Source organism: Qipengyuania flava, assembly GCF_011762005.1.
GTDB classification, from domain to species: Bacteria; Pseudomonadota; Alphaproteobacteria; order Sphingomonadales; family Sphingomonadaceae; genus Qipengyuania; species Qipengyuania flava.
In genome coordinates this window covers 567,875-588,660 of sequence record NZ_JAASQU010000001.1, presented here as the reverse complement: position 1 = coordinate 588,660, position 20,786 = coordinate 567,875, and the positions used below count along the sequence as shown (strand labels likewise).

19 protein-coding genes are annotated in these 20,786 nt (G+C 64.2%); 8 read left to right on the top strand and 11 right to left on the bottom strand.

The window, feature by feature from the left end:
• Positions 1 to 10 precede the first annotated feature (10 nt).
• Both ychF and FHS69_RS02875 read right to left on the bottom strand, forming a co-directional pair.
• On the bottom strand, positions 11 to 1,111 hold the full coding sequence (gene ychF, locus FHS69_RS02880; protein ID WP_166776404.1) for a redox-regulated ATPase YchF: 1,101 nt from the start codon (positions 1,109 to 1,111) through the stop codon (positions 11 to 13).
• A 64-nt stretch (positions 1,112 to 1,175) separates the two neighbouring features.
• On the bottom strand, positions 1,176 to 2,171 hold the full coding sequence (locus FHS69_RS02875; RefSeq protein ID WP_166776402.1) for an SDR family oxidoreductase: 996 nt from the start codon (positions 2,169 to 2,171) through the stop codon (positions 1,176 to 1,178).
• Between the two features lie 147 nt (positions 2,172 to 2,318).
• Between FHS69_RS02875 and FHS69_RS02870 the strand changes: the two genes are divergently transcribed.
• Positions 2,319 to 3,350, top strand: coding sequence for a magnesium transporter (locus tag FHS69_RS02870; protein ID WP_166776400.1), 1,032 nt, complete (start codon positions 2,319 to 2,321; stop codon positions 3,348 to 3,350).
• Here FHS69_RS02870 and FHS69_RS02865 read toward each other — a convergent pair.
• The 5 genes from FHS69_RS02865 to FHS69_RS02845 all read right to left on the bottom strand — a co-directional run bounded on the left by FHS69_RS02865 (position 3,347) and on the right by FHS69_RS02845 (position 7,014).
• A complete protein-coding gene (locus FHS69_RS02865; RefSeq protein ID WP_166776398.1) occupies positions 3,347 to 3,550 on the bottom strand; it encodes a PEP-CTERM sorting domain-containing protein in 204 nt (67 codons plus the stop codon). The two genes, FHS69_RS02870 and FHS69_RS02865, sit on opposite strands and share 4 nt — an antisense overlap.
• A gap of 122 nt (positions 3,551 to 3,672) precedes the next feature.
• Positions 3,673 to 4,236 (bottom strand): aminoacyl-tRNA hydrolase, encoded by a 564-nt coding sequence (pth, locus tag FHS69_RS02860; protein WP_166776396.1) that lies wholly within the window; start codon positions 4,234 to 4,236, stop codon positions 3,673 to 3,675.
• Between the two features lie 83 nt (positions 4,237 to 4,319).
• Complete coding sequence (locus FHS69_RS02855; RefSeq protein WP_166776394.1) at positions 4,320 to 4,991, bottom strand: 50S ribosomal protein L25/general stress protein Ctc; 672 nt, start codon at positions 4,989 to 4,991, stop codon at positions 4,320 to 4,322.
• Between the two features lie 129 nt (positions 4,992 to 5,120).
• The gene (locus tag FHS69_RS02850; protein WP_166776392.1) at positions 5,121 to 6,023 is read right to left on the bottom strand and encodes a TraB/GumN family protein; all 903 of its coding nucleotides are present in this window, start codon (positions 6,021 to 6,023) and stop codon (positions 5,121 to 5,123) included.
• A gap of 52 nt (positions 6,024 to 6,075) precedes the next feature.
• A complete protein-coding gene (locus FHS69_RS02845) occupies positions 6,076 to 7,014 on the bottom strand; it encodes a TraB/GumN family protein (RefSeq protein ID WP_166776389.1) in 939 nt (312 codons plus the stop codon).
• Between the two features lie 114 nt (positions 7,015 to 7,128).
• On the opposite strand from FHS69_RS02845, the gene FHS69_RS02840 reads away from it, so the two are divergent.
• The 3 genes from FHS69_RS02840 to ppdK all read left to right on the top strand — a co-directional run bounded on the left by FHS69_RS02840 (position 7,129) and on the right by ppdK (position 13,108).
• Positions 7,129 to 8,028, top strand: coding sequence for a glycine--tRNA ligase subunit alpha (locus FHS69_RS02840; protein ID WP_067671288.1), 900 nt, complete (start codon positions 7,129 to 7,131; stop codon positions 8,026 to 8,028).
• Positions 8,029 to 8,143: 115 nt separating this feature from the next.
• The gene (gene glyS / locus FHS69_RS02835; RefSeq protein ID WP_166776387.1) at positions 8,144 to 10,378 is read left to right on the top strand and encodes a glycine--tRNA ligase subunit beta; all 2,235 of its coding nucleotides are present in this window, start codon (positions 8,144 to 8,146) and stop codon (positions 10,376 to 10,378) included.
• A gap of 57 nt (positions 10,379 to 10,435) precedes the next feature.
• Positions 10,436 to 13,108 (top strand): pyruvate, phosphate dikinase, encoded by a 2,673-nt coding sequence (ppdK, locus tag FHS69_RS02830; protein WP_166776385.1) that lies wholly within the window; start codon positions 10,436 to 10,438, stop codon positions 13,106 to 13,108.
• Here ppdK and FHS69_RS02825 read toward each other — a convergent pair.
• Positions 13,105 to 13,863 carry a class I SAM-dependent methyltransferase gene (locus tag FHS69_RS02825; RefSeq protein ID WP_166776383.1) on the bottom strand — a complete coding sequence of 253 codons (759 nt, stop codon included), beginning with the start codon at positions 13,861 to 13,863 and terminating at the stop codon, positions 13,105 to 13,107. The two genes, ppdK and FHS69_RS02825, sit on opposite strands and share 4 nt — an antisense overlap.
• A gap of 55 nt (positions 13,864 to 13,918) precedes the next feature.
• Here FHS69_RS02825 and FHS69_RS02820 point away from each other — a divergent pair, with 55 nt between their 5' ends.
• From FHS69_RS02820 to FHS69_RS02805, 4 genes are all read left to right on the top strand, one after another.
• Positions 13,919 to 14,734, top strand: a complete 816-nt coding sequence (locus FHS69_RS02820) for a ComF family protein (RefSeq protein ID WP_166776381.1) — start codon at positions 13,919 to 13,921, stop codon at positions 14,732 to 14,734.
• Positions 14,735 to 15,041: 307 nt separating this feature from the next.
• Positions 15,042 to 15,413, top strand: a complete 372-nt coding sequence (gene hisI / locus FHS69_RS02815; protein ID WP_341801656.1) for a phosphoribosyl-AMP cyclohydrolase — start codon at positions 15,042 to 15,044, stop codon at positions 15,411 to 15,413.
• A 32-nt stretch (positions 15,414 to 15,445) separates the two neighbouring features.
• Positions 15,446 to 15,904, top strand: a complete 459-nt coding sequence (locus FHS69_RS02810; RefSeq protein WP_067466811.1) for a MerR family transcriptional regulator — start codon at positions 15,446 to 15,448, stop codon at positions 15,902 to 15,904.
• Between the two features lie 53 nt (positions 15,905 to 15,957).
• Positions 15,958 to 17,763 carry an acyl-CoA dehydrogenase C-terminal domain-containing protein gene (locus FHS69_RS02805; RefSeq protein WP_166776379.1) on the top strand — a complete coding sequence of 602 codons (1,806 nt, stop codon included), beginning with the start codon at positions 15,958 to 15,960 and terminating at the stop codon, positions 17,761 to 17,763.
• A gap of 56 nt (positions 17,764 to 17,819) precedes the next feature.
• Here FHS69_RS02805 and FHS69_RS02800 read toward each other — a convergent pair whose 3' ends face one another.
• From FHS69_RS02800 to FHS69_RS02790, 3 genes are read right to left on the bottom strand one after another with little or no spacing between them, the layout of a single operon-like run.
• Positions 17,820 to 18,515 (bottom strand): dienelactone hydrolase family protein, encoded by a 696-nt coding sequence (locus FHS69_RS02800; RefSeq protein WP_166776377.1) that lies wholly within the window; start codon positions 18,513 to 18,515, stop codon positions 17,820 to 17,822.
• Positions 18,515 to 19,432, bottom strand: coding sequence for a cysteine synthase A (cysK, locus tag FHS69_RS02795; protein ID WP_166776375.1), 918 nt, complete (start codon positions 19,430 to 19,432; stop codon positions 18,515 to 18,517). The genes FHS69_RS02800 and cysK overlap by 1 nt, the downstream gene beginning before the upstream one ends.
• The gene (locus tag FHS69_RS02790; RefSeq protein WP_243844552.1) at positions 19,429 to 20,655 is read right to left on the bottom strand and encodes an MFS transporter; all 1,227 of its coding nucleotides are present in this window, start codon (positions 20,653 to 20,655) and stop codon (positions 19,429 to 19,431) included. The genes cysK and FHS69_RS02790 overlap by 4 nt, the downstream gene beginning before the upstream one ends.
• Positions 20,656 to 20,786 lie beyond the last annotated feature (131 nt).

The following is a 20,786-nucleotide window of genomic DNA, read 5'->3' as shown; positions in this document are numbered from 1 at the left end:
GCGATAATCCTCAGACGTTGAACTTGAACAGCATGACATCGCCATCCTGCACGAGGTATTCCTTGCCTTCCTGGCGCAGCTTGCCCGCTTCGCGCGCTCCGCTTTCGCCGCCCAGCGCAACGTAGTCATCGAAGGCAATTGTTTCAGCGCGAATAAACCCGCGTTCGAAATCGGTGTGAATCTCGCCCGCCGCCTGCGGTGCTTTGGCCCCGGTGGGGAATGTCCAGGCACGCGCTTCCTTCGGCCCTGCGGTAAAGAAGGTCTGCAGTCCGAGAAGCTTGTAGCCAGCGCGGATCACCCGGCTGAGGCCCGATTCGTCGAGCCCGAGTTCAGCGAGGAATTCGGCGCGGTCCTCGACCGGCATGGCGACCAGTTCGGCCTCGATCGCTGCGGAGACGACCACCGCCTCGGCGCCTTCGGCAGCGGCCTTGGCGAAGACCTCCTCGCTCAGCGCATTGCCGCTGGCGGCATCTTCTTCGGCAACGTTGCAGACATAGAGCACCGGCTTGGCGGTGAGCAGTTGTGCCTGGCGGAAAACGCGCGCCTCTTCCTCGTCCTTGGGTTCGGTCAGCCGCGCAGGCTTGCCGTCCTTGAGCAGGTCGAGCGCCTGGCCCAGCACGCTGGCCATCAACTTGGCTTCCTTGTCGCCCCCGGTGGCGCGCTTGGCCGCCGCAGGGACGCGCTTCTCGAGGCTTTCGAGGTCGGCGAGGAGCAGTTCGGTCTCGACCACCTCGGCATCGGCGAGCGGATCGACCTTGTTCGAGACATGCTGGATGTCGTCGTCCTCGAAGCAGCGCAGCACGTGGACGATGGCATCGACTTCGCGGATATTGCCGAGGAACTGGTTGCCTAGGCCTTCGCCCTGGCTCGCACCCTTAACCAGACCCGCGATATCGACGAACGCGAGCTGGGTCGGAATGACCTTGGCCGACTTCGCGATCTCCGCGATCTGGTCGAGCCGCGCATCGGGCACCGCAACCTGCCCGACATTGGGCTCGATCGTGCAGAAGGGATAGTTCGCGGCCTGCGCGGCCTGCGTCTCGGTCAGTGCATTGAACAGGGTGGACTTGCCGACATTCGGCAGGCCGACGATCCCGCAGCGGAAACCCATCAGAAACTCCGGAAATAGTGTGTGGCGCGCGCCTTAGCCGCGCCGCACACGAAATGCCAGAGCATCAGGGCTTGTGCACCGCCCTGATCAGCGGGCCGTAGCCGCTTTCGCCGAGCCAGTTGACCTGTGTCTTCGCCGCTACCGCGTTGATTTCGGTCTGCGGGATGCTGCCGCCGCTCACCGGCATGCGCAGCGGTCGCGTGCCCGGCGGCATTGCCAGCACCTTCGCCATGGCGCGCGGAACGTCCATCGGATCGGCGCTGCGACCGGAGCCATCTTCCTCGCCCATCCGCGCGACGATTTGCGGATAGCCATCGAGATGCTCCTGATCGGCGCGCGCCTTGAGTTCCTGCGAATATCGATTGCGATTGACCCAGACCTTGGTTGGGTAGCCGCCCGGTTCGATAATGGTGACGCCGATATTGTGCGGTACCAGTTCGTAGGCGAGTTGTTCGAACATCGCTTCGACTGCGAATTTCGTCGCGGAGTAATGGCCGGCGTAGGGTACGATTACGCGTCCGAGCTGGCTCGAGATGGCGAACAAGTGCCCTTGCTTCCGTGCCCGCATCCCAGGAAGGACGGCACGGGAAAGGCGATGATAGCCGAGCACATTGGTGTCGAAAGCGAGCCTGGTCGCTTCCATGTCTTGCACCTCGACCGGGCCAGTGATGCCGATTCCCGCATTGTTGACCAGCACGTCGAGCCCGCGACCGATCTCCTGTTCGGCATCGGCCACGGCCTTCTCGACTTCATCGTCAAGCAAGACGTCGAGTTGGCGGACGCGGATGTCGAGTTTTTCGTTGCGCGCCAGCTTCTCGAGGTCTTCCGCTTCGGGGCGCGGGGTGTTGCGCATGGTGGCAAAGACGGTTGCTCCCAGGCGGGCGAAATGTTCGCTCGCCAGCTTGCCGAACCCGGAAGACGTGCCGGTGATGAGAATGGCCTTGCCACTAAGGTCGGGCCGGGCGGCCGCCATATCGCCCTGCGCACGCGAGGCAGTGGCGGCCAGCGCGCCGGTGGCGGCGGCTCCGGCAAGCAGGGTGCGGCGGGTCAGTTCGGACATGCTCAATCTCCTCTCGGATCCGCGATCATGCGGGGTCGGGAATCACGCGTATGGCAAGGTGGTTGCCCCCGCGCGGCAATAGTCTAGATTTCCGCGCAGAACACAAGGGACCGGGTCGCGCGTAACCGCCAATGAGGTCCTTCATTCATGACCACACTAGTGCTGGACGAGCGCGATCCGATCGCGCCCGATACGGTTTCCGAGCGACAGGCCGACGATACCGTCGCCTGCCTGATGGAGCCTGTCGTCGGGACCTGCGCGCCGAGATTGACGGTGCACGAAGCGACCGAGACCTTGCGTGAGCAGGTGCGCAACGCGTTTATAACCTATCTCTACATCGTCGACGGGCAGAACCGTTTGCTCGGTTTGGTGGTGATGCGCGAGATGCTGCTGGCGACGCCCGATACGCTGCTTGAAGAGATCATGATCGCGGATCCTTTTGCCCTGCGCGAGGATATGTTGCTCGACGATGCACTGAAGGCAGCGCTGCACAAGCATTTCCCGGTCTACCCGGTTGTCGATGACCACTATCGCCTGGTGGGGCTGGTGCGCGGACCCGAACTGTTCGCCAATCGGGCGATCGAGCTTTCGGCGCAGGCGGGTGAGATGGTCGGCGTCGAGAAGGAAGAGCGGCTGTTCACCCCGCTGTCGACCAGCCTGAAGCTGCGTCATCCGTGGCTGCAGGTAAACCTGTTGACCGCTTTCGTCGCGGCTGCGGTGGTGGGTGTTTTCGAAGATACGCTGAGCCGGCTCGTCATCCTCGCGGTGTTCCTGCCGGTGATGGCGGGACAGACGGGCAATACCGGGTGCCAAGCGCTCGCTGTCGCCTTGCGCGGCATGACGTTGGGCGAAGTGAAGGCCGAAAGTGCAGGCCATCTCGTACGCAAGGAAGGGGTGCTGGGTTTTGCCAACGGTCTGTTGGTGGGACTGACCGCAGGGGCGGGCATGTATGCCTACGCGCTGCTGCAGGGCGAGGCCGACCCGGCCCGGTTCGGACTCGTGGTGCTGGTTTCCATGGTGCTGGCCTGCACCATTAGCGGGATAGCCGGCGCACTGATCCCGCTGACGCTTAAAAGGCTCGGTGCAGATCCGGCAACCGCGTCGAGCATTTTCCTGACGACGATGAGCGACGTCGCCAGCATGGGAGTGTTCCTCGGGCTGGCGACCTTGTTGCTTTAGCGCTGCTTGCGCTTCTTGCGGCGGTAAAGCGCCACGGCAGCGCCATAACCCGCAATGCCCGTGCCCATCATGGCGAAAGCGCCTGGCTCCGGCACGGCGGTACCACCGCTGCTACTGCCGCCGCCCGAATCGCTCGGCGGGCGGGTCATTGCGGTGGCGGAAGTGGCGGTGACGAGGAGCGAGGCCGAGATCATGGCCATCTGAAGCAAGCGCATAGTCATTCCCAAGTGTTCGAGTTGTGTGCCGGATAGGCCGGCAGCGCGGCAAGTCCATGCGATTTGGCGGGGATGTTTCATCATGAGACGATCCGCCCGCGGTCGCATTACTGACGCAGTGCTAAATCGCTCATGAACCGCGGATCGTCGCCCTTGGCGAGCCATTCGGCTTCGGCCGCGATGCCGGCCAGCATGTCTGTCAGCGGGTCCATTTCCGACTTGGCGTAATTGCCCAGCACATGTCCGTGAACCCGCTCCTTTGCCCCGGGATGGCCGATGCCGATACGCACCCGGCGAAAATCCGGACCGCAGTGCTGGTTGATCGAGCGCAGCCCGTTGTGCCCGGCCAGCCCGCCGCCCATCCGCACCTTCACCTTGAAGGGGGCGAGATCGAGTTCGTCATGGAACACGGTCAGCGCATCGGGTTCGAGCTTGTAGAAGCGCAGCGCTTCGCCCACCGCGCGGCCGCTCTCGTTCATGAAAGTGGCGGGCTTGAGCAGCAGGACCTTGTGCGTGCCGATGCGGCCTTCCTGCACCCAGCCGGAGAACTTCTTCTGCACCGGACCGAAGCGGTACATTTCGGCAATCACATCGACTGCCATGAAGCCGACATTGTGCCGGTTCAGCGCGTATTTGGGTCCGGGGTTTCCGAGGCCTGTCCAGATCTGCATGCGCGCTCCTCTAGCGGCGGGTCGCCCAAATGCAAAACGCCGGCCCGCGGGGGACCGGCGTCATGCTTTTCGGGACGATGCGATCAGTCGTCGGACTGTTCGGCTTCGCCTTCGACGGTTTCGGCGTTCTGCTCGGTGACTTCGGTTTCACCGTCGGCCTGCGTCGTGTCGCCTTCGGCCTTCTTGAGCGCCGAGGGAGCGACCAGCGTGGCGATGGTGAAGTCGCGATCGGTGATCGCGCTTTCGCTGCCGGCGGGCAGCTTCACTTCGCTGATGTGGATCGAATCGCCGACTTCCTTGCCGGTGACGTCGATTTCGATCTCGCTCGGGATCTTGTCGGCTTCGCAGACCAGTTCAAGTTCGTGACGGACAACGTTCAGCACGCCGCCCTTCTTGAGGCCCGGCGAAGCTTCTTCGTTGGTGAACACGACCGGGACGCTGACTTCGACCTTGGCGTTCTTCGACAGACGCAGGAAGTCGACGTGCTCGGGGCGGTCGTTGACGGGGTGCAGAGCGACATCCTTGGGAAGGGTCCGCAGTTTCTTGCCACCGAGTTCGATCTCGACGATCGAGTTCATGAAGTGACCGGTCATCAGCTGTTTGACCAGTTCCTTCTCCTCGACGTGGATCAGGGTGGGTTCTTCCTTGCCGCCGTAGATCACGGCGGGGATACGGCCTTCACGGCGCAGTTGACGGGAGGCTCCCTTGCCAGCCCGTTCGCGCGCCTCGGCCGGCAGGGTCAGAGCGTCGCTCATGGCACTTACCTTTCGAATGCAAATTGGTTGCTCGGTCCACCACGCCTCCAGGGATGACCATGGTGCCGAAGGCGCGGCGCATAGCAGGACCCGCGCGAAAGGCAAGCGCCAAGGCGCGCGGGACTGCGCCTATTCGACGCGGCGAACGCGGTAGCCGCGCTGCTCGAGCAGGGCGGGCAACCCGCGCTCGCCGATCAGATGCCCTGTCCCAACCGCGATCAACGGCCTTTCGCGCGCGCTCAGCAGGTTCTCGACCTGCAGCGCCCAATCGGCGTTGCGATCGTGCAGCAATGCCTGCGCCAGTTCGGGATCGGCGAGAATGCCGCGGCGGGTCAGCGCGATCAGCCGCTCGGTATCGCCAGCGAGCCAGGCATCCGCCAAGGGCGCGATCTCACCGTCATACTGCTGCGATTCCTCCAGCACGGCGTTTAGCAGGTCGCGTTGCTCCTTCTCGGGAAGCGTATCGAAGATCGTCAACTGCTCGCGCGCGCCTTCGAGCTCGACCACCTCGCGCTGGTCGAATGCCGCCAGGAGCGCGCGGTCGGCGCCATTTTCGGCCTTGCCCGTCTGCGCGACCTGCGCCAGCGCGAGCGCGGCGGCCCAGCTTTCCATCGGGTCGAAATAGGTTCGCCGGACCTTCGCCTTGACCAGCAGTTCCTCGAACTCGCCGCGCATTTCGGGCGCGATACGGTCGATGATCGGGCCCGCGGGCCGATCGAAGGCCAGTTGCTCGAACAGCTTGGACAAATCCTCGCCATTCTCCAGATCGGCCACTTCCACCACAAGCATGTCCGCGTCGCGCAGCACCGTGTCGAGCTGCGCCGAGCGCCATTTGCTGCCGTCGGGAAGCGCGTGGATCGTGCCGAACATCCACCCTTCGACCGTGCCCTCGCTATCCGCGATTTCCCACAGTGCGGGGAAGGGGCCGTCTTCCTTGGCAGCATCCTGCTGCGTGTCGCAAGCGGCGAGCAGCAGCGCGAGGCCGGCGGCCAGCAGGAGGGGAAGGCGCGAGATCACATCGCCTGTCTGCACGGAACCGGAGGCTTGGCAAGTTCGGAATTGCGCGTGCCCGGAAGCGGGATCGCTATTGGACGCGGTCCACGGTGAACCCGCGCGCAGTCAGGTAATCCTGAACGCTCTTGGCGCCCGCGAGATGTCCTGCGCCGACCGCGACGAACACCGTGCCGGGGCTGTCCATGCGCGTATCGATCCACTCCGCCCAGCGATCGTTGCGGGCGTAGAGCAGCGCCTCGGCCAGCACGGGATCGGTCAGGCCTTCGTTGAGCAGGGCTGCAAGTCCGTCCGCATCGCCCTCGAGCCATTCGTCGACCATCCGGTCCATCATCGGGACGATCTCGTCGATACTGTCGGCCGAGACCATCAGGAAAGCAGTCTGCGAATCGGTGGGCAGGGTATCGAACAGCGCGATTTGCTCGTCGAGCGTCTCGAGCGCGCCGCGCCGGGCATTGGCGGGGGCCAGTTCCTCCAGCTTCATCTCGACGCCGCTCTCGGCCTTGTAGCCCGCCTGCACCAGCGGGAGGACCGAAAGCGTCATCGCCGCGAACCACGGCTTGAAGCGGTCGAAGCTGGCGGGCGGCATGCCCAGCGCGGTGAGCGCGGCTTCGTAGGTGGCGCGGTCGCTCTCGCCCAGCAGGTCGCGCAGCGATTGATCCGCGGGCAGTACCGCGCTGGCCATGACCATCTGCTGCATCGCCGGGTCCTGCGCCGCGCCTGTGGGAATCTCGGTGACCAGTTCCTGCGTTTCTGCCAGCGCTTCGCCGATCGGCCCGCGATACCATTCAACCGTTTCGGGCAGGGCGTGGATCGTGCCGAACAGGTAGATCGTCGTGTCCTCGTCCGCGACCTTCCACAGGCCCGGGCCCACGGGTTCGGCAGGCGCGGCAGGCTGCGCGACCGGCGCATCCGGCTCGGCGACCGGGTCGGAATAGGTGGCGCATCCCTGCAGCGCGAGAGCAAGGGGGGCGAGGGCGAGCATCGCCGGGCGAAGCGAGAAGGCGGTCATGTGATGCGATTCCATTCGGGACAGTTGCCTAGCAGGATACCGATGCAACCCCGTGCTTGCCAAGCAGCGCTGCGGCATTGACCGGTGAAACATCGTGCGCCATTGCCCCGCGCCATGGACCGCAATCCGCAAAATTCTTTTCAGGACATGATCCTCGCGCTGCACGATTTCTGGAGCGCGCAGGGCTGCCTCATCCTGCAACCCTACGACATGCGCATGGGCGCAGGCACATTCCACACCGCGACGACGCTGCGCGCGCTCGGGCCCGAGCCGTGGAATGCGGCTTTCGTCCAGCCCTGCCGTCGCCCGACCGACGGGCGCTATGGCGAGAACCCGAACCGGCTGCAGCATTATTACCAGTACCAAGTGATCCTCAAGCCGAGCCCGCCCGACATCCAGGACCTCTATCTCAAGAGCCTCGAAGTGATCGGCATCGATCCGCTCAAGCACGATATCCGCTTCGTCGAGGACGACTGGGAAAGCCCAACGCTGGGCGCCTGGGGGCTGGGCTGGGAAGTCTGGTGCGACGGCATGGAAGTTACCCAGTTCACCTATTTCCAGCAGATGGGCGGGTTCGACTGCAAGCCGGTGGCGGGCGAGCTGACCTACGGACTCGAACGCCTTGCGATGTATATCCAGGGTGTCGACAACGTCTACGATCTCGCCTTCAACGATCGCGGCGTGAGCTATGGCGACGTCTTCCTCGAGAACGAGAAACAGATGTCGAAATGGAACTTCGAAGTCGCCGAGACCGACGCGCTGTTCGACCTGTTCAACAAGGCCGAGGCCGAGTGCCGGAACGCACTCGCCAATGACGTGCCGATCGCCGCCTATGAACAGGCGGTGGAGGCCAGCCACATCTTCAACCTGTTGCAGGCGCGCGGCGTGATCAGCGTGCAGGAACGCGCCAGCTACATGGGCCGCGTCCGCGATCTCGCGCGCGGCAGCTGCGAAGCGCATATGGCCAAGGAAGCGCCCGCCTGGGCCGAGAAATATCCGGAGTGGTCGAAATGAGCCTGACCATTCAACCTATCCGCCGTCATTGCGAGCGTAGCGAAGCAATCCAGTTCCGCGCCGTCTTGATTGCCGCGGCGCCTGCGGCGCCTCGCAATGACTGGGAGAGCGGGCAATGAGCGATTTTCTCCTCGAACTGCGCAGCGAAGAAATTCCCGCGCGCATGCAGGCTGGCGCGCGCGCCGAACTGGAAAAGCTGTTCCGCCGCGAACTGGACGCCGCCGGTGTCGAAGCGGGCGAAATCACCGTCTGGTCGACCCCGCGCCGCCTTGCGCTGATCGCGCGCGGCCTGCCGCTGGCGACCGAGGCTGTCAGCGAGGAACTGAAGGGTCCGCCGGTTGGCGCGCCCGATCAGGCAGTGGAAGGCTTCTGCCGTAAAGCCGGTGTCGACAAGGGCGATCTGGAAACGCGCGACGTGAAGGGCAGGGCAACCTACTTCGCGGTCAAGAACATTCCGGGCCGCGCGACGGCGGATCTGCTCGCCGAAGCGATCCCCGCGATCGTACGGGACTTCAGCTGGCCCAAGTCGATGCGCTGGGGTGGTGCCTCGATCAGCACCGAATCCCTTCGCTGGGTGCGCCCGCTGTCGGGCATCGTCGCGCTGCTTGGCGACGAGGTGGTCGACTGCGAAGTGCACGGCGTTACCAGCGGTGCGGTCACGCTGGGGCACCGCTTCCACCACTCGGGCGACATCACCATCGGCAATGCCGACGATTACGCGGTCAAGCTGCGTGCTGCCCATGTCATCGTCGACCATGAGGAACGGCAGGACCTGATCCGCTCGGGCGCCGCCAAGGTCGCCAGCGAAGCCGGCCTCCGCCTCGTCGAGGACGAAGGGCTGGTGATCGAGAACGCGGGCCTGACCGAATGGCCGGTCCCGCTACTCGGCCGGTTCGAGGAGGATTTCCTCGAGGTCCCGCCAGAGACGATCCAGCTGACCGCGCGCGTCAACCAGAAGTATTTCGTCTGCGAGGACGAGAAGGGCGAACTCGCCAACGCCTTCATATGCACCGCCAATATCGAGGCGGAAGACGGCGGGGCGCGCGTGGTCGACGGCAACCGCAAGGTCCTCGCCGCGCGCCTGTCCGACGCACGCTTCTTCTGGGACGTCGATCGCAAGAAGACGCTCGCCGAGCACGCCAAGGGTTTGGAACGGATCACCTTCCACGAAAAGTTGGGCACCGTCGCCGACAAGGTCGAACGCGTAGCCAAGCTGGCGCGCTGGCTGGTCGAAGAGGGTATCGTCGTCCCAGCAGAAGCTGGGACCGCTACCGGCCAAGGCGCTACCTCGACAGCGATCCCAGCTTCCGCTGTATTGACGAAGGATCAGTTGGCCGACATGGCCGAACAGGCCGCACGCCTCGCCAAGGCCGATCTGGTCACCGAAATGGTCGGCGAGTTTCCCGAACTGCAGGGGCTGATGGGCGGCTATTACGCCCGCGCCGAGGACCTGCCCGACGCCGTCGCCGACGCGATCCGCGATCACTACAAGCCGGTGGGGCAGGGCGACGATGTTCCGACCGCACCGGTGACGGTGGCGGTGAGCTTGGCGGACAAGCTGGATACGCTCTTCGGCTTCTTCAACATTGGGGAGTTGCCGACCGGCTCCAAAGATCCGTTTGCGCTTCGTCGCGCCGCAATCGCAGTTATCCGGCTGATCGAGGCCAATGGAATCCGCGTGCTGGTGAGCGAAATGGCCCGGTATTGGAACACAGGCGATACCGTGGGCCCAGGTCTGCAAGTTGAAGATTTCCTTCACGATCGGCTCGGTGTGATGATGAAGGAAGCCGGTGTCCGTTATGACGTGGTACAGGCCTCGACCGACCTCGGCACGCGTCTGGATGGCGATATTTGGCGGGTTCGGCGACGTGCTGCGGCTCTGCAGGGATTTCTGGGCACCGAAGACGGCGCCAACCTCCTCGCTGGCTACAAGCGCGCCGCCAATATCCTTAAGAAGGAAGACTGGCACGGCGCCGAAGGCGAGATCGCGCGAACTGGCGAGGAAGACCCGCTTGCGATCGTCGACGATCCCGATCTGCAATCGGTGGTCGCGGCCAAGATGGAGCAGCGCCGCGCCAGCGAGCTTTCCTACGCGGCCGAACCGGCCGAAAAGGCGCTCATGGATGCCTTGGCAAATTCGGAACCGGCAGCGAGCCGAGCCATTGCAGCGGAAGACTTCTCCGCCGCCATGGCCGCACTGGCCGCTTTGCGGGCGCCGATCGACCGTTTCTTCGAAGAAGTGACGGTAAATGCCGATGAAGAAAACAAGCGGGCACACCGGCTCGACCTGCTTGCGCGCTTCCGTGCTGCGGTGCACAAAGTCGCCGATTTCAGCCGCATCGAGGGCTGATGGATTATTGCTTCATGGACTGTGGTCCATGTGGTCCAAGTTGTAGGGATTGCCTTGATGAGTAACGACACGGTCTTCACCTTCGGCGGGAACGCGCCGCATACGAATGCAAGGCAGAAGGACAAGACCGTGACCGGCGGCAAGGGCGCCAATCTTGCCGAAATGGCGAGCATCGGCTTGCCGGTCCCGCCGGGCTTCACCATCGCTACCGAGGAATGCCTCAGCTACCTCGCTGGGGGCAGCGACTTCACTGCCAAGCTGCGCAGCGATGTCGCCGCCGCGCTGAACCATGTCGAGAAGACGGTGGGCAAGGGCTTCGGCGACGCCGCCGATCCGCTGCTCGTCTCGGTGCGCTCGGGCGCGGCGGTGTCGATGCCCGGCATGATGGATACCGTGCTCAACCTCGGCCTCAACGACGAGACCGTGGCCGGGCTGGCGAACACCAGCGGCGACGAACGCTTCGCTTGGGACAGCTACCGCCGCTTCATCCAGATGTATGGCGATGTCGTGCTCGGCGTCGATCACGGCCTGTTCGAGGAAGCGCTCGAAATTGCCAAGGAAGACCAGGGCTATTACGCCGATACCGAACTGAGCGCCGAAGAATGGAAGACGCTGGTCGCCGAATACAAGGCGATCGTCGAGCGCGAGCTCGGCTCGCCGTTCCCGCAGGACCCGGTCGAGCAGCTGTGGGGCGCGATCAGCGCGGTATTCGACAGCTGGGATACCGAGCGCGCCAAGATCTACCGCCGTCTCAACGACATCCCGCATGACATGGGCACTGCGGTCAATGTGCAGGCGATGGTATTCGGCAATATGGGCGATACCAGCGCCACCGGTGTCGCCTTCACCCGCGACCCCTCGACCGGCGAGAAGGCCTATTATGGCGAATGGCTGGTCAATGCGCAGGGCGAGGACGTGGTCGCGGGCATCCGCACGCCGCAATACCTCACCAAGGCGCGGCGCGAACTGGCCGGGGCGGACAAGCCGAGCATGGAAGAAGCCATGCCCGAGGCCTTCGCCGAGCTTGGGCGCGTGTTCGACCTGCTCGAAAACCACTACACCGACATGCAGGACATCGAGTTCACCGTGCAGCAGGGCAAGCTGTGGCTGCTCCAGACGCGCAACGGCAAGCGCACCGCCAAGGCGGCGCTCAAGATGGCGGTCGACATGGTCGGTGAAGGGCTGATCGACGAGAAGACCGCGATCCTGCGCGTCGACCCGATGGCGCTCGACCAGCTGCTCCACCCGACGCTCGATCCCGATGCACCGCGCGACGTGCTGACCACCGGCCTGCCGGCTTCACCAGGCGCGGCCAGCGGCAAGATCGTGCTCGATGCGGACACCGCCGAACTGTGGGCCAATCGCGGCGAAAAGGTCGTGCTCGTGCGCGTCGAGACCAGCCCCGAGGACATTCACGGCATGCATGCCGCCACCGGCATCCTCACCGCGCGCGGCGGGATGACCAGCCACGCCGCAGTGGTGGCGCGCGGCATGGGCCGTCCCTGCGTGTCGGGCGCATCGCAGGTGTCGATCGCGCGCGAAGGCCGCACGCTGACGATCGGCGACCGCGAGCTCAAGGAAGGCGATGTCATCACCATCGACGGCGCCAACGGACAGGTGATGGCGGGCGAGGTCGCCACCATCGAACCCGAACTGGCGGGCGATTTCGGCACGCTGATGGAATGGGCCGACCAGCACCGCCGCATGCGCGTGCGCACCAATGCCGAGACCGAGACCGAATGCCGCATGGCGCGCCAGTTCGGTGCCGAGGGCATCGGTCTGTGCCGCACCGAGCACATGTTCTTCGATGCCGGGCGCATTAGCGCGGTGCGCGAGATGATCCTCGCCGATACCGAGGCCGGCCGCCGCGCCGCGCTCGACAAGCTGCTGCCCGAACAGCGCAGCGACTTCGTGACCATCTTCGAGGTCATGGCGGGGCTGCCGTGCACGATCCGCCTGCTCGACCCGCCGCTGCACGAGTTCCTGCCGCATGGCGACACCGAGTTCGAGGAACTGGCCGAGGCGACCGGTGTCGACATCGAGAAGCTGCGTCGCCGCGCGGGCGAACTGCACGAATTCAACCCGATGCTGGGCCACCGCGGCTGTCGCCTGGGGATCACCTATCCCGAGATCTACGAGATGCAGGCGCGCGCGATTTTCGAGGCCGCCTGCCAGGTGGCGAAGGAGAGCGGCGAGGCGCCGGTGCCCGAGATCATGATCCCGCTGGTGGCGACCAGGCGCGAGCTCGAACTGCTCAAGGATGTGGTCGACCGTGTTGCGCAGGAGGTCTTCGCCGACACGGGCACCACGCTCGAATACCTCGTCGGGACGATGATCGAACTGCCGCGCGCCGCGCTCATGGCGGGCGAGATCGCCGAGGTCGGCGAATTCTTCAGCTTCGGAACCAACGACCTGACACAGACGACGCTGGGCGTGAGCCGCGACGACGCGGGGCGCTTCCTGACGACCTATGTCGACAAGGGCATTTTCGCGCGCGATCCCTTCGTCAGTCTCGATGTCGACGGGGTCGGCCAGCTGGTCGAACTTGCCGCCGAACGCGGTCGTGCGACCCGCGATGGTCTCAAGCTCGGCATCTGCGGCGAACATGGCGGCGACCCGGCCAGCATCGCTTTCTGCGAGAAGACCGGGCTCGATTACGTCAGCGCCTCGCCCTACCGCGTGCCGATCGCGCGTCTGGCGGCGGCACAGGCTAGCCTGCGCGCAGGCTAGTCCTTCCAGCCGGTAAGGGTCAGGATCTCGAAGCTTTCGAGCACCCGGCCCTTGGCGTTGGCCGACTTCATGAAGGCCATCTCCGCGCGTTCGAGCGCGGCCTTGCCCAGCGGCGGGGCGGCGCTCGCCAGCACGCTCCCAAGCCCCTGATCGCGCAGGTCGGACACCAGCCGAGCGAGCGACCCGAAGGAGACGGTGAGCGTGTGGCTGTCGACCACCTGCCGCTTGAATAGCGCACGCTGGAGCAGCGCGGACGCGGCCTGGTTGTCGACCAGCGGATGCATCCGCGCCGCAGGTCGGTCGGGTTCGGCAGCAAGAATCGCTTTGCGCAATTGCGGCAGGCTGCCCGCGCCGACGATGCTGGCGATCATTAGTCCTTCGTCCGCCAGCGCGTTGCGCATGTGAAGCAGCGCACCGGGAAGGTCATTGACCCGGTCGAGCGAGGCGAGGCTGACGACGAGATCGTAGGGTGCGCCATCGATCGGGCTTTCCTCGTCGAGGCTCGCCGCGTCATGCTCCTCCACATGCGCACCCGCGCCACGCAGCGACAGTGCCAGCGTACCTGTCCAGTCGCCGATCACCAGCACGCGTCTGGGGGCCAAGCGGATGAATTCGAGCCGGTCGAGCACGTCCTCGACCATGTCGTCGAGGATGTAACGCGCGGCGTCGCTATGCGCCTGGCGAATCCTTGCGCGGCGCAAACCCGTGATCCGGCGGTCGCGCGAAAAGATGCGGGGCGGGGCAGTGGTGGCCATGGGGCGGTGCCCTGCCGTGCTTGCCACCCGCGTGCAAGCGATGCAGCATGCGAACATGTCGACAAGCGGCCTCTTCATGCGGAGCATCGCGCCCGTGCTCGACTTCGTCTATCCGCCGCGCTGTCCGGCCTGCGGCGGTGCCGTGGCGGAGCAGGGTGGATTGTGTGGTGCGTGCTGGGACGACCTTGTCATCCCATCCGATCCAGGCTGCGCGGCCTGCCAGCGGCCGTTCGGTGAAAATGGACCGACAGAAGGGGCGATCTGTGCGGTCTGTCTTGCCGATCCACCCAATCACGACGGTATTGCCGCTGGGACGCTCTACACCGAAACCGCGCGCAAGTTGGTGCTGTCGTTCAAGCACGGGCGCCGGATCGCGCTTGCGCCGCTGCTGGCGCGGATGATCTCGGCGCGCTTGCCGCCCGCGGAAGGTGAGCGGGTCATCGTTCCCGTGCCCCTGCACCGCCGGCGGTTATGGGAGCGTGGCTTCAACCAGGCCGGACTGCTCGGGCGAGAACTGGCGAAACAGGGGTACGGAACACTGTGCGTCGACGCGCTGGTGCGCAACAGGCCGACGCCGAGCCTTGGCGGGCTGGGACGCAAGACCCGTGCACGGGTGCTGCAGGGGGCGATCGGCATCAGGAATGCCCGCCGGTCTCGCGTCCAAGGGCGAGACGTGTTGCTGGTCGACGATGTGCTGACAAGCGGTGCGACCAGTCGGGCCTGTGTCAAAGTGCTGAAGCGCGCCGGTGCGACGCGGGTAACGATAGTCTGTTTTGCGCGGGTGCTGGACGAGGCACTGCCGCATTCTGCCGCGAGTTCGGGTGGCCCCAAACGAAACGCCCGGGACCTTTCGGTCCCGGGCGCCACGTGACGAATATAACCGGACCTGCCTCGCGGCACGGGTGCAGCCCCCCAGCATGCACCTTGGGTCCATCCCTCATCGTTGCGGATGCGCCGCGTAAACCCTCGTTCGCGGCAGCGGATCCGTTGACCCCCTGAACCTGGCGCTCTGTTGGCACCTGCTCCGGTGGGCAGGCCTCACTTGCCTGCACGCACGTTTGTTCCCGAAACTTCGCTGTTATCAAACAGACATTTGCGCAAAATGGGAAAATAGCTCGACTTTGTGGTTATCGTGCAACAACAAGACGCCACATCGGATCAGGAAAGGCCATACAGTAGTGGGCGACACAACCGAACGCGAGACCGGATCGCGGTTCATGCCGAAATTCGACGACCAGGGATTGCTGACCGCGGTGGTGGTGCATCACGAAACGCGTGCCGTATTGATGGTTGGCTTCATGGACCAGGTAGCGCTCGATGCCACGCGCGAAACGGGACTGGCGCATTTCCATTCGCGGTCGCGTGGCAAACTTTGGCAGAAGGGCGAGACATCCGGTCACGTTCTGCGCGTTCAGTCCATCTTGGTAGACTGCGATCAGGACGCGCTGGTCCTGTCCTGCATCCCTGCCGGCCCGACATGCCATACCGGCGTGCCGAGCTGTTTCTACCGCGTCCTCGATGATGGTGCTCTCCAACCCGTCAAGTCTTGACGCTTACGTAAACGTGCGATTATGTGCAGCGCATGACACAGCCGCTGCACAACGACTATCCTGCCGCAAATGGCGATCGTCGCCATGCCGGGGCGCATATCGAGCGCCCGGACGAACTCGGTCGCGAACAATATTCGATCTCTGACCTCACGAGCGAATTCGGCTGCACCGCGCGTGCGCTGCGATTTTACGAGGATGAGGGCCTGATCGCGCCATCGCGTATCGGCCTCACGCGGATTTATTCGAAGCGTGACCGTGCGCGGCTCGCGTGGATCATGCGGGCCAAGAACGTCGGTTTCTCGCTCACCGAAATCCGCGAGATGATTGACCTCTACGATCTGGGTGACGGCCGCGTCGAACAACGCCGTGTCACAATCGAGAAATGCAAGACGCATGTCGCCAAGCTGAAAGAACAGCGTGACGATATCGACAGCTCGATCACCGAATTGACCGAGTTCATCGACCATATCGAAACCCTCGATCTCGACTGAATTGCCTCCCCGGCGAGATCCGGAACCGACCTTCAAGACCCAAGGACCCCACAATGCCCAGTTATACCGCGCCGACCCGCGACACCCGCTTCATTATCAATGAGATGCTCGATCTCGAAAGCTATGCCGAACTGCCCGGTTTCGAAGCGGCCAGCGCCGACGTGACCGATGCCGTGATCAACGAAGGCGGCAAGTTCTGCGCAGAAGTTCTCGCCCCGATCAATCAGTCGGGCGACCAGGAAGGTTGTACCCGCCACGAGGACGGTTCGGTCACTGCACCCAAGGGGTTCAAGGAAGCCTTCGACCAGTTCCGCGAGGCGGGCTGGGGCACGCTTTCGCAGCCCGAGGAATTCGGCGGCCAGGGAATGCCGCACGTTCTTGGCTTCGCATTCGAGGAATTCGTGTCGAGCGCCAACCAGGCCTTCGGCATGTATCCGGGCCTGACCAACGGCGCGGTTTCCGCACTGCTCGCCAAGGGCAGCCAAGAGCAGAAGGAGAAGTATCTTCCCAAGATGATCTCCAACGAATGGACCGGCACGATGAACCTGACCGAGCCGCATTGCGGCACCGATCTGGGCATGATCCGGACCAAGGCCGAACCGCAGGCCGATGGCAGCTATGCGATCACCGGCACCAAGATCTTCATCTCGGCCGGCGAACACGACATGGCTGACAACATCATCCACCTTGTTCTCGCCAAGACTCCCGGCGCGCCCGACAGCACCAAGGGCATCTCACTGTTCGTTGTGCCCAAGTTCCTCGTCGAGGAAGATGGCTCGATCGGCGAGCGCAACGGCGTTGTCTGCGGTTCGATCGAACACAAGATGGGCATTCACGGCAATGCCACTTGCGTGCTCAATTACGATGGCGCGAAGGGCTGGCTCGTCGGCGAGGAGAACAAGGGTCTTGCCGCCATGTTCATCATGATGAACGCCGCGCGTCTCGGCGTGGGGATTCAAGGCCTCAGCCAAGCCGAAGTGGCTTACCAGAACGCAGTGGCCTATGCGCTCGATCGGCGCCAGGGCCGCGCCTTGACTGGTCCGGCAGAGCCCGAACAGCAGGCCGACCCGATCTTCGTGCATCCCGATGTTCGCCGCATGCTGATGGACGCGAAGGCCTTCACCGAAGGCATGCGCGCACTGTGCCTGTGGGGCGCGTTGCAGGTCGACCTCAGCCACAAGGCTGCAATCGAAGAAGAGCGCGAGCAGGCCGACATGCTCATTGGCCTGCTGACCCCGGTCATCAAGGGCTACGGCACCGACAAGGGCTATGAAGTCGCGACCAACATGCAGCAGGTCTTCGGTGGTCACGGCTACATCGAGGAATGGGGCATGAGCCAGTTCGTTCGCGACGCCCGTATCGCCCAGATCTACGAAGGCACCAACGGTGTGCAGGCGATGGACCTGTGCGGCCGCAAGCTCGCGCAGAAGGGCGGCGCTGCAGTACAGGCCTTCTTCAAGGTGGTGGGCGATGACATTGCCGAAGCCAAGGGAGACGAGACGCTGGCTCCGCTGGCCGAAGCACTGGAAAAGGCCCTCGGCCAGCAGCAGGCGGCCACCATGTGGTTCATGCAGAATGCCATGCAGAACCCCAACCATCTCGGTGCCGGCGCGCATCACTACATGCACATCATGGGCATCGTGACGCTGGGCTGGATGTGGCTGCGCATGGCCAAGGTCGCTCAGGCGGCGCTTGCTGCAGGAACCGACGACAAGGCGTTCTACGAAGCGAAGCTTACAACCGCGCGCTATTACATGGATCGCTATCTTCCCGATGCGGGCGCGTTGCGGCGCAAGCTCGAATCGGGCAGCGACAGCATGATGGCGCTGGGCGAAGACGCCTTCGCAACCGCCGCCTGAGCGGTTCGAAATAGTAGCGGAAAGGGCCCGGGCGGAAACGTCCGGGCCTTTTTGCGTCAGGCGAGAACTTCGTCGAACAGGCTGTGCATAGCGGCCCAGCTCTGGCGCTCGGCACTTGCGTCATGCGCAGGATTCGCGCTGCCACCGGGTCGATGCGACATGGTGAAGCCGTGTTCGACCCCGGCATAGCTGTGGAAATGCCAGTCGGCCTTCACAGCGTCCATCTCTTCCCAGAAACCGATGACCTGCTTACGGGGGACCATCGCATCGGCATCACCGTGGCATACGAGAATGCGCGGCGTGATCGGCTTTGCGGCGGGCAGCGCGGTTTCGAGCAGGCCATGAAAACTGGCGACGGCGAGCAGGTCCTCTCCCGCGCGGGCCATTTCCAGCACCGCCATTCCCCCGAGGCAGAACCCGATCGCCAGGTGCGGAATGCCGGGATGCCGGCTGCGCAGCAGATCGAGTGTCGCCGCAAGCCGCCGCCGCATGGCGCGCGGGTCGGATCGTAGCCTGGCCATCGCCACGAAAGCGGCGTCGAAATCGGCCGGCGTTTCAGGACCGTAGAAATCGCCGATCAGAACCGCATAGCCCGCATCGACAAGCGCCTGTGCCTTGGCCTCGACCCCCGGCGTTGTGTTCATGAAGGTCGGATAGATTGCCACGGCTCCGCGCGGCGTGCCTTCGGGGCGAGCGGACAGAGCGGTCAGTTCGACCGCCCCATCCGCATAGCCGACCTTCTTGAACGCCATCACTCAGGCAGGAAATCCGGCACTGAGAGGTACCGCTCGCCGGTGTCGTAGTTGAAGCCCAGCACGCGCGAACCAGAGGGCAGATCGGTTAACTTCTGCTTGATCGCGGCGAGCGTCGCACCGCTCGAAATCCCCACCAGCAAGCCTTCTTTTGCCGCGCACTGGCGCGCCATTTCCTTCGCCTCTTCGGGCTCCACCTGAATTGCGCCATCGATTGCCTGCGTATGCAGATTGTCGGGGACGAAACCCGCGCCGATGCCCTGAATGGGGTGCGGACCGGGCTGGCCGCCGCTGATGACGGGCGAACCGGCCGGCTCGACCGCATAAGCTTTCATTTCGGGCCATTCGGCCTTGAGGACTTCGGCGCAACCGGTCAGGTGGCCGCCGGTCCCGACCCCGGTAATCATCACGTCGATCGGATCGTCGGCGAAGTCAGCGAGGATTTCCTTGGCCGTGGTCCGCTTGTGGACCTCGAAGTTGGACGGGTTGTCGAACTGGCTCGGCATCCAGGCCCCTTCGGTCTGTTCCACGAGTTCCTGCGCGCGCTCGATCGCGCCCTTCATGCCCTTTTCCTTGGGCGTCAGGTCGAAGGTGGCACCATAGGCGAGCATCAGGCGGCGGCGCTCGACACTCATGCTCTCGGGCATGACGAGGACGAGCTTGTAGCCCTTGACCGCAGCAGCCATCGCGAGGCCGATACCGGTGTTGCCGCTGGTCGGTTCGACGATCGTTCCACCCGACTTGAGCTTGCCCGCGGCTTCCGCATCCTCGATCATCGCGAGCCCGATGCGGTCCTTGATCGAACCGCCCGGATTGGCGCGCTCGTTCTTCACCCAGACTTCGTGATCGGGAAACAGTCGCGAGAGGCGAATATGGGGGGTGCCGCCAATGGTGGCGAGGACGGAGTCGGCTTTCATGGCATCTGCTCCTGCAGTTTCTGCTCGGGGGGAGTGTCTAGCAATTCTTCGGGAGGGTCAAAGGTCCGCGTTGTTCGCAGGACGGGGAAAATTTTCGCCCAGAGCGCGACCGTGACGATAGCACCCACGCCACCGCCGACCACCGCCAGCACCGGGCCGAGGAGAAAGGCGAGACTGCCCGAGAAGAAATCGCCGAACTCGTTCGATGCGCTGATCGTCAGCAGGCTGACGGAGGACACCCGGCCGCGCTTGTCATCGGGCGTATGCAGCTGGATCAGCGACTGGCGGATATAGACGCTGAACATGTCCGCCGCGCCGACGATGAACAGCATGGCAAGGCTGAGCGGCATCGATTGCGACAGGCCGAAGATGATCGTCGCGAGCCCGAACACGGCCACCGCCAGCAGCATCTTCGGCCCGACATTGGTCTTGAGCGGCCGAAAACTGAACCACAGAGCCGTAAGTGCCGCGCCAACCGCAGGGGCCATCGCCAACTGTGCCAGGCCGGTTTCGCCTACCTCCAGGATGTCGCGGGCGTAGACCGGGAAAAGCGCGGTCGCCCCGGCGAGAAAGACCGCGAACAGGTCGAGTGTGATCGCGCCGAGCACCATCTTGTTCCGCACCACGTAACGCAGGCCCTCGACCATCTGGTGGATCGGCCGCCGGTTCGCTTCGCGCGGAGGCTGCGGCACCCTGCCGATGAAGGACAGCGCGATCAGCGAACATGCGAACAGCCCGAGCGCCACGAAATAGGGCAGGGCAGGGAAAATGGCGTAGGTGTAGCCACCGATAGCAGGGCCTACGATCATCCCCACCTGCCAGGCTATGCTCGACAGCGCGATGGCATTGGGAAGGATGGTCTTGGGTACCAGATTGGGGGCGAGAGCGGACAGGGCGGGGCCGTTGAACGCGCGGACGATGCCGAGCACCACCGCGACCGAAAACAGAGTCGGCAACGTCAGATTGTTGCTGGTAGTCAGCCAGGCCAGCGTGGCAGCGCAGCCAAGCTGGGCCAAGACGGTAAGGCGCGCGATGTTGCGCCGATCAAAATGGTCCGCCGCCCAGCCCGAGAAGGGCGTAAGCAGGAAGAGCGGCACGAATTGCAGCAGCCCGATAAGGGCCAACTGTCCCGAGGCCGCGCCGACACCCATCCCGCCATCGCGCGCAATGTTGTAGGCCTGCCAGCCGATGATCAGCATCATCGCATATTGCGCCAGCGTCATCGACAGGCGGCTGAACCAATAGGCGCGGAAATTGGCGATCCGCAGCGGCGATCGGTCGGCGTCGGGGAGGGTGGTCTCGGTCACGCCGGACGCATGACAGGCCCGCCTCCACTTGTGAAGACGAGCCTGCT